The sequence below is a fragment of the Mesorhizobium sp. M0011 genome (assembly GCF_040324155.1).
Taxonomy (GTDB): domain Bacteria; phylum Pseudomonadota; class Alphaproteobacteria; order Rhizobiales; family Rhizobiaceae; genus Mesorhizobium.
In genome coordinates, this window is the sequence record NZ_JAMYVQ010000024.1 from 53180 (window position 1) to 68062 (window position 14883).

Consider the following 14883-nt stretch of genomic DNA (forward strand, 5'->3'; position numbering starts at 1 on the left):
CCCTTGCGGGGGAGATGCCCGGCAGGGCAGAGGGGGGTGCTGTCCCGCCACAAAATCGAGTAAGGTCCGGAGCACACCCATGACGTTGGAATTGACCGCAGAGGACCGGTCCATGCTCGACGGCGAGCAGGGTCCGTCCGCCGCCGCTGCCATGAAAATCCTGGTCGCGTTTTCGAATGCGGTCGGGGCGGGCGGCCTGCTCGACATTGCCGGCGCCCATATCGATGGCTGTCTCTACCATGGCAAGGCCGGTCTCGATTTCGTCGAGCGGCTGGTCGAAGGCGGTGGCCGCGTGCAGGTGCCGACGACGCTCAATGTCGGTTCGTTCGATCTCATCCATCCCGGCATGGTAAAGATGCCGGCGGCGGAAGAGGTGCCGGCGCGGCGGCTGATGAAGGCGCATCTGGAGCTTGGCTGCCAGGCGACATTCACTTGCGCACCCTACCAGACGCGCTTCCGGCCAGCCTTCGGCCAGCAGATCGCCTGGGGCGAATCCAACGCCATCGTCTTTGCCAATTCAGTGATCGGCTCGCGCACCAATCGCTATGGCGATTTCATCGATCTGTGCTGCGCCATGACCGGCCGCGCGCCGGCCTGGGGTCTGCATCTCGGCGAGAACCGGCGCGGCCGGATCCTGTTCGAACTGGATGTTCTGGACGGCGAGCCGAGCGACAGCCTTTTCGTCGGCGTCGGGCTATTCATCGGGCAAGCGAGCGGCGACCGCGTTCCGGTGATTGCCGGTCTGCCGCAGCCGCGCGATGAGGACCAGCTAAAGGCGCTGGGCGCGGCGGCTGCAACGACGGGTGCTGTGGCGCTGTTCCATGCGGTCGGCATCACGCCGGAAGCGATGACGCTCGATGAGGCGTTCCAGGGTCATGCGCCTGACGAGACGATCCGCATCACCCGCGCCGATATCGACCATGCGCTGGCCAGGCTATCGAGCGTACGGGATGGCGCGCCGGTGGCGGCCGTGTCGCTCGGCACGCCGCATTTTTCGTATGAGGAGTGGATGCGACTGTTGCCGTTGCTGCGCGAGGCAGCACCCGGAAGGCGCATCCCGATCTACGTCAACACGGGCCGTGCGACCTTGGCGCGACTGCAGGAGGAGGGCGCGCTGGCGGGGATGGAGGCGTTTGGTCTGGTCCCGGTCGCCGACACCTGCACCTATGTCACATCGATCCTGGAACGCCTCGACGGCGTCGTGATGACCAATTCCGGCAAATGGGCGCATTATGCACCGGGCAATATCGGCGTGTCCGTCGCCTTTGCCGAGATGGAGGATTGCATCCGCTCCGCTGCCGTCGGGCATGTCGTGCGGAGCGCCTCATGACGCGACCGGTGGCACGAACCGGCACCTTCCAGTTGGCCGGCGAAGCCAAGGGCCAGGCGCTGGTGTTCTCGCAACCCCTCAGCTTCTGGGGCGGTATCGATGCCGAGACCGGCGACATAACAGACCATTCGCATCCCGGCCTCGGCCAAAATGTCGCCGGCAGGATTTTGGTCATGCCGAGCGGGCGCGGCTCATCGTCTTCATCCTCGGTGCTGGCCGAGGCGATCCGCAGAGGCACGGCGCCGGCCGGTCTTCTTCTGGAGCGGCCGGACCCGATCCTGGCGGTGGGCGCCATCGTTGCCGAGTTTCTTTATGACATCCGCATGCCGCTGGTGGTGTGCGATATTTCGAACCTTGTCTCCGGTGATCAAATTGATATCGGCATCGGCAAAGACGGCGGGCCGATCATCAGAGTTCACCCCGCCATCAATCCGGCAGAGCCACGCCGCCAATAGGCAGCCGCCAGCGTCTGATCGCGACCAAGTCCCAGCGTGTCGCGCCAATATTCGCGCACGATCTTGGCGGCAGCGGCTTCCGCCGCGAACCAGCCGAAGGCCGAACCGTCCTGCGGCCACGCCACCGAGCGGACAGCCTCGGCCAGCCGTCTGTCCTCGCCCGCCGCCACGCCATCCCGTGTCAGCCAATGCACTTCGATGCGGGTGGGGTTGGCGATCTTCTGCCGTTCACCGTCATTGGCGATCTCGACGAAGGCAACGCCTTTTGTCTCGGCCGGCAGCGTCTCCAGCAGCCGCGCCAGCGCCGGCAGGCCGGTTTCATCGGCACCCAAGACATACCATTCTGCCTGCCGCACCGGACGGCCGACCGGTCCCATGATGCCGACCTTCATGCCGGGCGCTGCCTGCATGGCCCAGGTGGAGCCGACGCTCTCGCCGGTATGAATCAGGAAGTCGACATTGATGATGCCCTTTTCCACGTCGAGCGCGCGGATGGTGTAGACGCGCGCCACCGGGCGCCGGTCATCGGCGGGCCAGACCGGCAAGCCATTGCCGCCGAGCACCGGCCACAGCGGATCGGGCACCTCCCTGGTCGGAAACAGCATGCGGATATGCATGCCGCCGAATTTGGCGAAACGGCTGAGATCCTCGCCGGCCAGCCGGATGCGGCGCATATGCGGGGTGAGGTCGCGAATATCCGTCACCACCATCTCGCGGAACTGAGCGAGGCTGGTTTCGCCTGAGAGATCGCCGGTCCAGACGATCTCGGGATTTTCCTCCTTGGCGTAGACCTGTACGGCCGTGGCCAGCAGGTCCTTGATACGGGCCAGCCCGTCGCGGTCGGCGGCATTGGCCCGCATCACCAGCCGTTCCATGTCGAAAGAGGCGCCACCGAAGGCAAAGCGGAAATCGATGCGCTGTCCCTGATGCGAAGCATCGGCCTCGAAGCTCTGCAGTCTGTCGCTGATGCTGTCCATGTAATCGGGCAGATGTCGCAGGTTGAGCTGTGCCTCACAGGCCAGTTCACGCACCGATGCTTGGCTCATTGTCAGCCTCCGATCCTGCCGGTGAGCGCCACCTTGAAGGTGCGGCCCTTGCCCTGTTCGGTTGCCGCCGAGGTCGACCATGCGCTTTGCGGGTCGGTGTAGGCGGTGTTGAAGATGTTATCGACGCCGAAGTCGAGCTTGAGGTTGTCATTGACGCGCCAGTTGGCGAAGACGTTGACCAGATCGAAACCGTCATCGACGACCGGCACGGCGTTGGGATTGGTGCGGCTGGTGCGGGTGATCTTGCCGACGCTGAGATATTGCGCGCCGACGGTGAGCTGGTCCTCCAGCATGCGGAAGCCGATGGTGGCCGAGAAGCGGTCGAGCGGCGTGTTGTTCAGCGCCTGGCCGGAATAGACGCCGCTGACGACCTTGGCGTCGATCAACGCGCCGGCAAGGTTCACAAAACCCCGGTTGTAGTCATAAACCATCTCGGCCTCGATGCCCTTCAGCCGGGCGTCGCCGATGTTGATCGCGGTGCGCGGCAGGACGGTCAGGTCGACGTCGATGTAATCCTCGACGGCAGTGTGGAAGACGTTGAGCTTGGCGCGCAACCGGTCGCCCGCCGTCAGAACATCGTCATACTTGACGTTGATGCCGGCCTCCCAGTTCTTCGCCGTCTCGGGCTGCAGCAGAAGATTGGGCCGGTATGTATCGCCGCCGCCATGCGCGCCGCCGCCGCGGAAGACATCCTGCAGGCCCGGCGCCCGATAGCCTTCGGAATAGGTGCCATAGAGCTGGAAGCCATCGAATGGCGTGACGCCGACGGTGAGGCGCGGCGACCAACGATCGCCGGAGATCGAGGCTTCCTGCGGCGACGGGATGCGCGTTTCGCCATCGAGCTGGTAGCCGTCATACCGCATCGCAGTGATGACCTGCAGCCAGTCCTCGTAATCGCCCTGCCACTGCAGGAAGCCGCCATAGCCCTGCTGTTCGCCAGCGCCGAAATGCGCCGCTTCCGAGGAGGCCTCGAGATAGTAGTAATCGAGTCCGTAGGTCAGCGTATGTGCTAGTCCCCAGGCGTCGAAACGTGAGGAGTTCTTCACGTTGAAGCCGGATGTGGCGACATCGTAAAAACGGAAATTGCCGATCCCTGAGGCAGGCGCGACCTGCGTCTGCTCGGTGCGGGTGCGGTTGTGGTAGGCATTGGCGCTGAAGTCGATCAGCTCGTTGTCGTCTGGCTTCCAGGTGTAGGCGGCGGTGTAGGTCTGGTTGGTGGTGTTGGTGTCGTAGCGGCTCAGCGTCGGCGAGGTCGAGCCGCTGGATCCGGTGATCTGGTCGTTGTAGCGCTGCAGGATGGCGCCGAGCTTCAGCTCATGGTCATCGGCCGGCCGCAGCGTCGTCTTCAGATAGCCGCTGGTCACCCGCTCGCCGGTCCATGGCACGGTCTCGCCATTGCCGTCGGTGTAGCTGTCGCGGTCGCGGTAGATGAGGTTGCCGATGATGTCGGCATCGTCGCTGAAGCGGTAGGCACCGGTGGTGCTGGTGGTGAAGCCGTCGCCATTGTCCTCGTAGCCGAGCTTCTCGCTCAGCGCCCAGCGCTCGTCCTTCTTGAGGAAATCGCCGGCGTCCTTGGTCTCGAAGGAGACGACGCCGCCGATGCCGCCTGACCCATAGGCATTCGACACCGGGCCACGAATGACGGTGGCTTCCTTGATCAGGTCCGGTTCGACATAGAACGAGCCAGAGCCATGACCGACGCGCCAATAGTCCTGACGGGCGCCGTCGAGCGTCACGACGACGCGGCCATATTGCTCCAGGCCGCGAATGTTGATGGCGGTTGCGGGATCGTCGCCATTCATCGAGGCAGCGACGCCGGGCGTGGTGCGGAAGATGTCGGCCGCTGTGTCGGGCTGAATGCGGTCGAGTTCGTCCTGATCGACGGCGCTGATGGCGGCCATCGATTCGATCACCGCCGTTTTGATCATCGTCGCCGAGATGGTGATCACGTCGAGCATCGTCGCCGGCTGATTCTGCGCGGCACTGGCCGGCGCCAGGCGGCCGGCCTTGGCGGCGGCCTTTTTCTCCTGGTCCTGTTCCTGCGCGCTGGCAAGAGGCACGGCGCAGAGGCCGAGCACGAAGGCGAGCGCGGTGCTCGCCATCAAGGTCGTGTTTGTTGTCGTTGTCATCGTCATGCAGCCCCCAAGCAAAAGCAAAACTGCTGGCGGTGGCTGAAGGGCCTTGGCTGGCATGATCGAGAATCCCTCGACCAGGCGGGCCGGGGCAGGGGTCACATATTAAAACATGATGACACAAGTCAACTTTAAATTTATAGCCGACCATCATCGAGAAGCATCTGGCACGGGAACAGCGGCATGGTCGGCAGTTTAGGCGAAGGCAAGACGACCCACTGGTCGCAACCTGGCAGGATCGCGGCGGTGCTGCTTCTGGCGCTGTCGGTGCTGGCGCCTTCCTGTGGTTTCCAGGCGCTGGCCGCCGAGGGCGTTGTCGACGCGCTGGGGCGAACCGTCGTGCCGGGCGCGGCGACCCGAATCGTGACGCTCGGCTCCGACGTCACCGAGATCGTCCACGCGCTGGGCGCCGGCGAGCGGATCATCTCCGTCGATCGCGGCAGCAAATATCCGCCTGAAGTCGCGCAAAAACCCAATGTCGGCTACCGCCGCCAGCTTTCGGTCGAGGGGCTGGCCAGCCTGCGTCCCGACCTGATCCTGGCGGCCGAGGACAGCGGACCGCCGGAGGCGGTCGAGGTGCTAAAATCACTGGCGATCCCGATCGTCTTCGTCCCGCAGGACAACAGCCCGCAAGGCATCGAGCGGAAGATCACCCTGATCGCCGCCAGCCTTAGGCTCGAGGACAAGGGCAAGGTGGTTTCCGCCGAGGTGCTCACCGCCTTTCAGACGGCAGCCGATCTGGCAGCAAAAATCCCGCCGGAGCGGCGCAAGAAGGTGGTGTTCTTCCATGGCCTCGTGAAGCTGAGCGCTGCCGGCGCCGGCACCTCTGCCGACGCCATCATTCGCTATGCCGGCGGCCTCAACCCGATGGATGTCGTGCATGGCTACAGGGCGGCATCGGAGGAAAAGCTGATCGAGATGGCGCCTGACGTCATCCTGATGATGAGCGACGGCAAGAGCGGGCCGACGCCCGAGCAGGTGTTCGGCAACCGCGCGCTGGCGGCAACGCCGGCGGCGGCCAACAAGGCGCTGGTCGTGCTTGACGGCGCCTACATGATCGGCTTCGGGCCGCGCACATCAGATGCGATCCGCGATCTGGCGAAGGCGCTTTATCCGGAAGGGGAATGACGCCGTAAAATCGCAAGGCGGTTCGGCTGGGCAGTACCAATTCGTCGGCGAACCAGTTGAGCTTGATAAATCCTGTCCGTCCGGATTTCTCCGGATCGGCTTCCGCCCGAACAAACTTGGCGGCTCGGCCTGAAACATTGGCACGATATTCTAAGCCGCGCGGTTGACCGCGAATGCGCTATCCAGCCTATAATTATACTAAATTCATTGACTAACTGCGGACGTTCAGGGCGCTCGCACCTTGGCCTGTGAAAATGGTTGCACAAGGGAGCGCATCGATGCCGAAGACAGAGTCCAATCCGATCGACCTCGGCACCAGGGCGGCCGATTTCCTGTTGCCCGACGCGCAAGGCGTGCTGCACCGCCTCGCCGATTTCGACGCCAAGCCGGCCCTGCTCGTCGCCTTCATTTCCAACCGTTGCCCGTTCGTCGTGCTGATCCGCGAGCAGCTTGCCGCTTTCGCCAGGGATTATGCGGGCAAGGGGCTGCAAGTGGTGGCGATCAACGCCAACGACCACGAAGCGCATCCGGAAGAAACGCTTGCCCGTATCGGCGAAGAGGCCGAAAAATTTGGCTATTCCTTCCCCTATCTCAAGGATGCGTCGCAGCAGACGGCGAAAGCCTATGGCGCGGCCTGCACGCCCGACTTCTTCCTGTTTGATACCGACCGGCGGCTCGCCTATCACGGCCAGTTCGACGAGGCGCGGCCGGGCAACGGCAAGCCGGTGACGGGTGCCGATCTGCGAGCGGCGGTCGACACGGTGTTGGAGGGCGGCAGGCCCATTGCCAGCCAAGTGCCGTCGATCGGCTGCAACATCAAATGGAGTGCCGGCAACGAGCCGGTCTGGTCTTCCAGCGCGGCGCGCGCGGCCTAGCGCCGGCCTCGACGCATTCGCCAGGTGTCCATGCACAAGCCGCAAAAATCCGCTTCCGACAGCTTGCTGCTCCAGGCAGACGTGCTGGTGCTGGGCGGCGGCCCGTCGGCCGCCTGGGCGGCAGTCGCGGCGGCCGAGGGCGGCGCCAAGGTGGTGCTGGCCGACAAGGGCTATCTCGGCACCAGCGGCGCCACCGCGCCGTCCAACACCGGCACCTGGTGCGTGCCGCCGGGTGACAACAGGCACGCCGTGGTCGAACGACGCTGGCAGCGCACCGGCGAACTCGCCGACCCGCGCTGGATGCTGCGCTGCGTCGACACCGCCTACCGCAACCTGCTCAGGCTGTCCGAATGGGGCTATCCCTTTCCGAGCGAGGATGACGGACGGCTCTACATCGCCAATCTGCGCGGCCCGGACTACATGCGCTTCATGCGCCGCCGGGTGCTTTTGGCCGGCGTCACCGTGCTCGACCATCATCCGGCGCTCGAACTTCTGTCCGACGGCGATGCCATTGTCGGCGCCGCCGGTGTTGCGAGACAGATCGGCCAGGACTGGCGCGTCGACGCCAACGCCGTGGTGCTGGCGACCGGCGGCTGCGCCTTTCGCGAACGCATCCTCGGCGCCACCGGGCTGACTGGCGACGGCTATCTGATGGCGGCCGAAGCCGGCGCCAGCCTGTCGGGCATGGAGTTCACCGGCAAATACACGCTGGCGCCCTATGGCTCATCGCTGAACAAGGGCCTGCCGTTCCGCTGGGCCTCGTTCCATCGCGAAGATGGCTCGCCGATCGTCGGACCGACCGGCGAGCCGTTGCGTAACGGCATCGGCGACCGCGAGGAGGAAGTGGCGCGCGCGCTGATCGACGGCCCGGTCTATGCGCGGCTCGATCAGGCCGAACCGGCGCTGCAAGGCTGGCTGCGCCAGGGCCAGCCGAATTGCTTCGTGCCCTATGACCGCGTCGGCATCGACCCGTTCAGCGAGTTGTTCCGCATCACCTTGCGCGCCGAAGGCACGGTGCGCGGCACCGGCGGCATCGACATCGTCTCCGACGATTGCGCCACCGGCGTGCCCGGCCTCTACGTCGCCGGTGATGCCGCCAGCCGCGAGATGATGACCGGGGCCGTGTCGGGCGGCGGCGCCGTCAATTCATCCTGGGCGCTGGCCAGCGGCTGGTGGGCCGGCAAGGGCGCCTCGACCCATGCCAAGCGCCGCACCGGCAAGGCGTTCCGCAGTGCGGTGCAGTCGCTCGGCCAAGCCGGGTTGCGTCCGGCATCGTCGGCGAGTGCCGACATCTCGGCGAGCGAAGTTATCGAGGTGGTGCGTAGCGAAGTGACGCCGCTCGGCAAGAATTTCTTCCGCACCGGCGAGGGCCTGGAGAAAAGCGGCGAGCGGCTGGAGAGTGTCTGGCGCGACGTGCGCGACCATCTGCAAGGCGAGGGGCTGGATCGGGTCCGCACGCGCGAGGCGGCATCGATCGCCGCTGCCGGGCGCTGGTCCGTGGCCGCAGCGCTGCACCGCACCGAGAGCCGCGGCATGCATCGCCGCACCGACCTACCGGGCAAGAGCCCGGCCTTCGCGCACCGGCTGGTCATCACCGGTGTGGATGAGTTCCGCATCGCAGGTGCGCCTGAGCGGCTGGCGGAGCTGGCGTCATGATCGAGATCGTCTCGGCCACGCGCTGCGTCGAATGCGACATCTGCGTCAAGGTGTGCCCGGCCAACGTCTTCGACGCGACCGACAATGGCGTGCCGGTGATCGCTCGCCAGGAGGACTGCCAGACCTGCTTTCTCTGCGAGATCTACTGCCCGACCGACGCGCTTTATGTGGCCGAGTTCGCCGAAGGGCCGACCGGCATCACGGAAGCTCAGGCCGACGCCCGACGGCTGTTCGGCTCCTATGCCCGCGCGCTTGGCTGGAAGCGCGGCAAGGCGGGCGGCTCGGAATTCGACCCGACGCACCGCATCCGCGTGGCGCAGTGAACCGATCGGAGACAGATATGGATCGCCCGAACATGGACCGGATCGTCGTCAGCGACATCAGCAAGACGTTCCAGCTCAAGCCGGGGCAGTTCGTCACCGTCGATGGCGAGGCGACCGACCGCGTCACCGTGCTCGACGGCGTTGATCTCTCGATCCGCAAAGGCGAGTTCATCACGCTGGTCGGCCCGAGCGGCTCGGGCAAGTCGGTGCTGCTCGATATCATTGGCGGGCTGACGCAGGCGACCGGCGGCAATGTCCAGCTCGACGGCAGGCGCATCACCAGGCCCGATCCAAAGACCGGCTATGTCTTCCAGCAATATGCGTTGTTTCCCTGGCGCACGGCGCTCGCCAACATCGAATATGCGCTGGAAGTGCGCTGCGTGGCCAAGGCCGAGCGTACCGCCACAGCCCGCCATCTGTTGGCGCTGTTCGGCCTTGCTGGTTTCGAGGACCGTTTTCCCAACCAGCTGTCCGGCGGCATGCAGCAGCGTGTGGCAATCGCGCGTGCGCTGGCCAGCAACCCGGAAGTGCTGCTGATGGATGAGCCGTTCGCGGCGCTCGACCAGCAGACGCGTGAACTGCTGCAAGGCGAGCTGCTGCGGATCTGGGGCAAGATCAACACGACTGTCATTTTCGTCACCCACTCGATCGACGAGGCGATCTTCCTCGCCGATCGCGTGGTGGTGATGACGGCGCGGCCGGGCGCGGTGAAGGAGATCATCGATATCGACCTGCCACGGCCGCGCGACGGCGACATCCGCGCCAGCGCCGAATTCAACGCCTATCGCGCCCGCGTCTGGGACGAGCTGCGCGACGAGGTCAACAAGGCGCAGAAGGACTGGACCCTGTCACCAGCCTTCAGTCACTGAGGAGCTGGACCAATGGCCTATCTGACCGAGAAGTTTGGCTCCGCTGGAGCGCTCCACCTGTTTGCCGGCGCTGGCGAAACGGTCGCCGTCGCTAGGGTCCCGGCCATCAAGGCCAGCGCCAAGAACCGGAGCAAGAAAGCGAGCCACGGCACGTTCCTCTATGGCTTGCCGCTGCTCGGCCTGTTCTTCCTGCTGTGGGAGATCGCGCCCCGGCTCGGCTGGCTGAACCGGATCTTCTTTCCGCCGCTGAGCGAGGTGCTGGTCGCCTGGTGGGCGCTGCTCGCCTCGGGCGTGCTGATCGAGCATATCGGCATAAGCCTGCAGCGCGCTGCGATCGGCTTCGCACTCGGCGTGGTGGTGGCCATCCCGCTCGGTCTGTTGATGGGGCGCTATTGGCTGTTCGAGAAGGTTTCCGACCTTCTGGTGCAGACGCTGCGCAACACATCGCAATTCGCACTGCTGCCGGTGTTCATCCTTTTGCTCGGCATTGGTGAGGAATCGAAGGTGGCGATCACCTTCTACTCCTCGGTTTTCTTTCTCCTCGTCAACACGATCAGCGGCGTCAAGTCGGTGGATCCGCTGCTGATCAAGGCGGCGCGCTCGATGGGCACGTCCGACTTCGATCTGTTCCGGAAAGTCATCCTGCCGGCCAGCATTCCCTCGATCGTCGCCGGCGCGCGGCTGGCGGTGAAATCCTCGCTGTTCGCGGTCATTGGCGCCGAGATGCTGGCGGCCAAATCCGGCCTCGGTTTCCTCATCCAGAACTCGCAGCTGATGATGGAAACGGCCGACATGTATGCCGGCATCCTGACGCTGACCGTCATCGGCCTGACCGTCAACTACCTGCTTGTCTGGTTCGAGCGCTGGGCGACAGCCTGGAAAGGCCAGTCCGAGACCTCGCTCATCTGAGCCGTCCATTCATTCCAATCAGGAAGGATTTTCCCATGCCCAGCATTCCATTCGATGCACTTCGCCGACTGCTCCTGAAGGGCGCCATTGCCGTCGTCATCGGCCTTGGCGGCATGCCTGCCTTCGCCCAGGACAAGCCGGAAATCATCCGCATCGGCAGTACCGCGCCGGGGCATCTCAAATTCATCCTCGCCCAGAAGGACGGCTGGTGGGAGAAGGAATTCGCCAAGGACGGCATCAAGGTCGAACTGGTGACTTTCAATGGCGGTTCGGAGGCGACGACAGCGTTGGCCACCGGCGCGATCGAATTCACCTATACCGGCAACAATCCAGCGCTGCGGGTTGCTGCGTCCGGCGCCGACGTCAAGCTGATCGGCCTGTCGAGCTATGTGAAGGCCGGCGGTTCCTACATCGTCGTCAAGACCGACTCGCCGCTGAGGACACTGCAGGATCTCAAGGGTAAGAAGGTCGCCTATTTGACCGGCACGGTGCGGCATTCGAATTTCAGCAAGGCGCTGAACAGCGTCGGCCTGACCACCAATGATGTCGAAGGTCTGAACCTGCCTTTCGAGGCATCCGGCCCGGCGCTGCTGCGCGGCGATATCGACGCCATTGTCGAGACCGATTCGACGGCGGCCAAGCTGGTCGACACCGGCGAGGCGCGCGTCCTGTTCGACACCAGCACCCATCCGGAATGGAACGTGCCCAACGTCATCTCGGTCAACGGCGCCTTCGCGGCGAAATATCCCGATCTGGTCAAGCGGCTGCTGAAGGTCGATATCGAGATTTCGCGCTGGGCCGACGCCCATCCGGACCAGACGATCAAGACCTTTGTCGAGGCGACCAAGTCGTCGGAAAAATCCGTCCGCAAGACCTATGCCGACGGGGTGTTCCATCAGGATCCGAAACTCACGGACGACGCGATCGCCGCCTTGCAGGGCGAGGAGAAATTCATGGCCAGCGCCGGGCTCCTGAAGGGCTCGATCGACTATGGCAAATGGGTCGACAAGAGCTTTGTCGATGGCGCCGCGGCTGAAGTCGCTGCCGTCCAATAGGCCCGGAAAGATCGAGCGGGCGGCGCTTTGCGGCGCCGCCTCGTACAGGTCAAATCTCCGGAATGTTCTCCTTGAAGACCACCTGCAGCCTTGGCTGGTGCAATTCGTAGGGCAGCCCCCGGACCGCATGGATCAGGGTGTTGAGCGCTTCGCGGGCCTCGACGCGCGGGTTCTGGTCGATCACCGCGTCGAGCGTGCCGTCGAGCAGAAGGTCCTTGGTGCCGTCCGTCACTTCGTGGCCGAGGAAGACCATGGATTGGGCGCGGCCGCGCTCCTTGAGCGCGCGGGCGATGCCGGTGTTGCCGGCGCCGACATTGTAGATCGCGGCAAGGTCGGGGTGCCGCTCCAGCAGGGCCGATGCCTCCGAATAGGCCTTCTCGCGGTCGTCGAGCATTTCGCGCATCTCGACGATCTGCAGATTGGGTGATTCCTCGGTCAATACGTGGCGGAACCCCATCTCGCGTTCCTCGTGGCCGCGATAAGACAGCGAGCCGGCGAACAGCGCCACCTTGCCCGGACGCCCCGATCCCATGAAGCGGTTGAGCAGATAGCCGGCCAGCCGCCCGGCGGCGCGGTTGTCGATGCCGATATAGGCGACCCTGGGTACATGCAGGATGTCGGAGGCGATGGTCACCACCTTGATGTCGTTGGCCGACAGGGAGCGGATTGCTTCGCGCACCGTCGGATGGTCGAGCGCGATGACGCCGACGCCTTGCGTCTGTCCGCGCAGATCCTGCAACAGGCGAGCAAGCCGGTCAGGATTGAAGCCCTCGATGGTGGCGATATGGACATCGAGGTCGGGCCGCGCCAGAGCCTGTGCCTCGATCTGGCGGTGCAGCATCTTGATGAAGGAATTGGTGCCGGCCGGCAGGGCGAAGTCGAGCCGGATGACCTCGCCGGGCGAGGGTCGTGGCGGCGCGCCGTTCGGGCCTTCGGCGATGTAGCCGAGTCGCTGCGCCATTTCGAGCACGATTTCCCGTGTGCGCGCCCGTACGCCGGGTCGGTTGTTGAGCACGCGGTCGACGGTGGCGGCCGAGACGCCGGCCTCCCGGGCTATGTCAGTCAGGGTGGAACGCACCGTCTTTCATCTCCTGCATGCGTCAGATCGGCTGGTGACGGCTTCCCCGCCATCGGCGATTCTGATGGGAAATGATGTATCCGCCCTTGGCCGATGTGCAAGCCGCCGCGCTAAATCAAATCGTCCGGCAGGGCTGCGCAGCGCCGGTAAGGGCCGGGTGCCCTCAAATTGAGGCATTCGGCGTGACGCATGGATCCCGTTTTTGTGCATTTCCTTGCCTTGTTGCAACGTTATGAGGTGTTTTGATTATTTATGATGTTGACAGCCTTGCCATGCTGCCGTCAATATCCCTCATAAGGGCCGTGGAGGAAACGTGGCCCTGAGGGAGGAGTTTCAATGTCTGACTTGATCCGCATCTCGCGGCGCCGGCTGCTGGCATCCGGAGGAAAGGCGGCTGTGATCATGGCCGCCGCTGGTATCGCACCCCAATTCATTCGTCCCGGACGTGCCTATGCGGCCGACGCGCTGGCGCCCGGCATGATCGGCGGCCCGACGGGCTTCGAAGGGGCCGAGCGCTACCAGTATGGCGCCGATACGCCGGAAGGCCGCGCCATCGAGGCGGCCAAGGCGCTGAAGGGCGCCGGCAAGGCGCCGGCCAAGATCGTGCTCGGCCTGTCCGACGGCTCGATCGGCCAGCTCACGCAGCCGTTCCCGGCCGGTGCGCCGTCGATCAAGGAGCTGTGGGAAAAGGAAACCGGCATCGCGATCGAAATCGTCGGTTTGCCGAACGGCCAGGAATTCACCAAGACGATGCAGGACATCTCCACCAAGGGTGGGGCCTACGACATCTACTCGACCGAATGGAACCGTCTTGGCGACCTCGCCGAAACCGGCGGCATCGCCAAGCTCGACGACTTTGTCGCGCAGCATAAGCCTGAATGGGACGATCCGGTCAGCGGCTATGTCAACGGCGCCAAGGGCGTGTCGCTGCTCAACAAATACCGCGGCTCGAACTATGGCGTGTCGCTGGACGGCGACTTCCAGACTTGGGTCTACCGCGCCGACCTGTTCGGCGACGAAGCCGAGAAGAAGGCCTTCAAGGACAAATACGGCTACGATCTGGCGCCGCCGAAGACCTGGAAGCAGCATGGCGACATAGCCGCCTTCTTCCAGCGACCGGACAAGGGCCTGTTCGGCTCGACCGACCTGCGTAACCAGGGCTGGGGCTACACGAACTGGTACCAGCGCTATGTCTCGATGGCTTCGCCCAACCAGTTCCTGTTTGGCGATGACGGCAAGCCGATGATCAATTCCGAGCAAGGCATTGCCGCCACCAATGAATATGTCGCTTCGCTCGCGCATCATTCGCCGGATGCGATCTCCTGGGGTTGGCCGGAGCAATACGGCAACTTCGCCAAGGGTGGTGCGGCGATGACCTGCGCCTTCTCCAACTTGCCGAAATTCCTCGACAATGCCGGCAACAAGGATTCAGCCGTCACCGGCAAGATCGGCTCGATGCTGCCGCCCGGCCGCGAGATCGGCGGCAAGCTGATCAGCCGTTCCGTGTTGTGGTTCTCGCTGACCGGCATGGTCTCGTCGCAGTCGAAAAACCAGGAGGTCGCCTATCTCCTGCTGCAATGGCTGGGCTCGGCCCGTATCTACGCATGGATGAGCGCCAACCCCGGCGGTTATCTGGACCCGTTCCGGCTTTCGGACTTCTCCGATCCGCTGGTGCGCCAGACCTATCATGCCTACCACATGGACGTCGTGCGCGAGACGGTCGCCCGCACCGTGCCGACCATCAACTATCCCGGCGCGACAGCCTTCCACAATGCGCTCGACGAGAACCTGATGGCGGCGCTGACCAAGGCCAAGACATCGGAGCAGGCGATGGCCGATACCGAGGCAGAGTGGAAAAAGATCGCACGGCGCACCGGCGAGGACAAACTGCTCGAAGCCATCAAGACCAACAAGGAGGCCTGGCCGACAGTTCTCGATCCAATCGTCTGATCCTTCTCCCTGGATCATATCGAAGGAGGGGAGGAGCTTGCTTCTCCCCTCCGCCCACAACGCCACCAGCAAAGCCG

The 14883-nt window shown here is 64.3% G+C and carries 13 protein-coding genes; 10 read left to right on the top strand and 3 right to left on the bottom strand.

What is annotated here, in order from left to right; translation table 11 throughout:
- Nucleotides 1–79: 79 nt before the first annotated feature.
- Nucleotides 80–1330, top strand: coding sequence for an aconitase X (locus tag NKK51_RS23605; RefSeq protein WP_352554744.1), 1251 nt, complete (start codon nt 80–82; stop codon nt 1328–1330).
- A complete protein-coding gene (locus tag NKK51_RS23610) occupies nt 1327–1785 on the top strand; it encodes an aconitase X swivel domain-containing protein (protein ID WP_352441197.1) in 459 nt (152 codons plus the stop codon). The genes NKK51_RS23605 and NKK51_RS23610 overlap by 4 nt, the downstream gene beginning before the upstream one ends.
- On the opposite strand, the gene NKK51_RS23615 is transcribed toward NKK51_RS23610, so the two are convergent.
- Both NKK51_RS23615 and NKK51_RS23620 read right to left on the bottom strand, forming a co-directional pair.
- Entirely contained in the window at nt 1746–2831 is a 1086-nt protein-coding gene (locus tag NKK51_RS23615) for an SIP domain-containing protein (RefSeq protein WP_352554745.1), read from the bottom strand. The two genes, NKK51_RS23610 and NKK51_RS23615, sit on opposite strands and share 40 nt — an antisense overlap.
- 2 nt (nt 2832–2833) lie before the next feature.
- Nucleotides 2834–4960 (bottom strand): TonB-dependent hemoglobin/transferrin/lactoferrin family receptor, encoded by a 2127-nt coding sequence (locus NKK51_RS23620; RefSeq protein ID WP_352554746.1) that lies wholly within the window; start codon nt 4958–4960, stop codon nt 2834–2836.
- A 186-nt stretch (nt 4961–5146) separates the two neighbouring features.
- On the opposite strand from NKK51_RS23620, the gene NKK51_RS23625 reads away from it, so the two are divergent.
- From NKK51_RS23625 to NKK51_RS23655, 7 genes are all read left to right on the top strand, one after another.
- A complete protein-coding gene (locus NKK51_RS23625) occupies nt 5147–6091 on the top strand; it encodes a heme/hemin ABC transporter substrate-binding protein (protein ID WP_352554747.1) in 945 nt (314 codons plus the stop codon).
- A gap of 278 nt (nt 6092–6369) precedes the next feature.
- Complete coding sequence (locus tag NKK51_RS23630) at nt 6370–6966, top strand: thioredoxin family protein (RefSeq protein ID WP_023814046.1); 597 nt, start codon at nt 6370–6372, stop codon at nt 6964–6966.
- A 30-nt stretch (nt 6967–6996) separates the two neighbouring features.
- A complete protein-coding gene (locus NKK51_RS23635) occupies nt 6997–8622 on the top strand; it encodes an FAD-binding protein (RefSeq protein ID WP_352554748.1) in 1626 nt (541 codons plus the stop codon).
- Complete coding sequence (locus NKK51_RS23640; RefSeq protein ID WP_023814043.1) at nt 8619–8945, top strand: 4Fe-4S dicluster domain-containing protein; 327 nt, start codon at nt 8619–8621, stop codon at nt 8943–8945. Before NKK51_RS23635 ends, NKK51_RS23640 begins: the two co-directional genes overlap by 4 nt.
- Before the next feature lie 32 nt (nt 8946–8977).
- Nucleotides 8978–9814: an ABC transporter ATP-binding protein gene (locus tag NKK51_RS23645; protein ID WP_352554766.1), complete on the top strand. Its 837-nt coding sequence runs from the start codon at nt 8978–8980 to the stop codon at nt 9812–9814.
- 12 nt (nt 9815–9826) lie between these two features.
- Entirely contained in the window at nt 9827–10723 is an 897-nt protein-coding gene (locus tag NKK51_RS23650) for an ABC transporter permease (protein ID WP_352554749.1), read from the top strand.
- 35 nt (nt 10724–10758) lie between these two features.
- Nucleotides 10759–11778 (top strand): aliphatic sulfonate ABC transporter substrate-binding protein, encoded by a 1020-nt coding sequence (locus tag NKK51_RS23655; RefSeq protein WP_352554750.1) that lies wholly within the window; start codon nt 10759–10761, stop codon nt 11776–11778.
- A gap of 49 nt (nt 11779–11827) precedes the next feature.
- Here NKK51_RS23655 and NKK51_RS23660 read toward each other — a convergent pair whose 3' ends face one another.
- A complete protein-coding gene (locus NKK51_RS23660) occupies nt 11828–12856 on the bottom strand; it encodes a LacI family DNA-binding transcriptional regulator (RefSeq protein WP_352554751.1) in 1029 nt (342 codons plus the stop codon).
- 336 nt (nt 12857–13192) lie between these two features.
- Here NKK51_RS23660 and NKK51_RS23665 point away from each other — a divergent pair, with 336 nt between their 5' ends.
- Nucleotides 13193–14806, top strand: coding sequence for an extracellular solute-binding protein (locus NKK51_RS23665; RefSeq protein WP_023814038.1), 1614 nt, complete (start codon nt 13193–13195; stop codon nt 14804–14806).
- Nucleotides 14807–14883: the final 77 nt, after the last annotated feature.

What these genes read in the sequence shown, in the direction of transcription:
- NKK51_RS23615 (WP_352554745.1), bottom strand. Translation starts at nt 2,831, where the DNA reads ATGAGCCAAGCATCGGTGCGTGAACTGGCCTGTGAGGCACAGCTCAAC.
- NKK51_RS23630 (WP_023814046.1), top strand. Translation starts at nt 6,370, where the DNA reads ATGCCGAAGACAGAGTCCAATCCGATCGACCTCGGCACCAGGGCGGCC.
- NKK51_RS23645 (WP_352554766.1), top strand. Translation starts at nt 8,978, where the DNA reads ATGGACCGGATCGTCGTCAGCGACATCAGCAAGACGTTCCAGCTCAAG.
- NKK51_RS23665 (WP_023814038.1), top strand. Translation starts at nt 13,193, where the DNA reads ATGTCTGACTTGATCCGCATCTCGCGGCGCCGGCTGCTGGCATCCGGA.
- NKK51_RS23650 (WP_352554749.1), top strand. Translation starts at nt 9,827, where the DNA reads ATGGCCTATCTGACCGAGAAGTTTGGCTCCGCTGGAGCGCTCCACCTG.
- NKK51_RS23625 (WP_352554747.1), top strand. Translation starts at nt 5,147, where the DNA reads ATGGTCGGCAGTTTAGGCGAAGGCAAGACGACCCACTGGTCGCAACCT.
- NKK51_RS23635 (WP_352554748.1), top strand. Translation starts at nt 6,997, where the DNA reads ATGCACAAGCCGCAAAAATCCGCTTCCGACAGCTTGCTGCTCCAGGCA.
- NKK51_RS23640 (WP_023814043.1), top strand. Translation starts at nt 8,619, where the DNA reads ATGATCGAGATCGTCTCGGCCACGCGCTGCGTCGAATGCGACATCTGC.
- NKK51_RS23655 (WP_352554750.1), top strand. Translation starts at nt 10,759, where the DNA reads ATGCCCAGCATTCCATTCGATGCACTTCGCCGACTGCTCCTGAAGGGC.
- NKK51_RS23605 (WP_352554744.1), top strand. Translation starts at nt 80, where the DNA reads ATGACGTTGGAATTGACCGCAGAGGACCGGTCCATGCTCGACGGCGAG.
- NKK51_RS23610 (WP_352441197.1), top strand. Translation starts at nt 1,327, where the DNA reads ATGACGCGACCGGTGGCACGAACCGGCACCTTCCAGTTGGCCGGCGAA.
- NKK51_RS23620 (WP_352554746.1), bottom strand. Translation starts at nt 4,960, where the DNA reads ATGACAACGACAACAAACACGACCTTGATGGCGAGCACCGCGCTCGCC.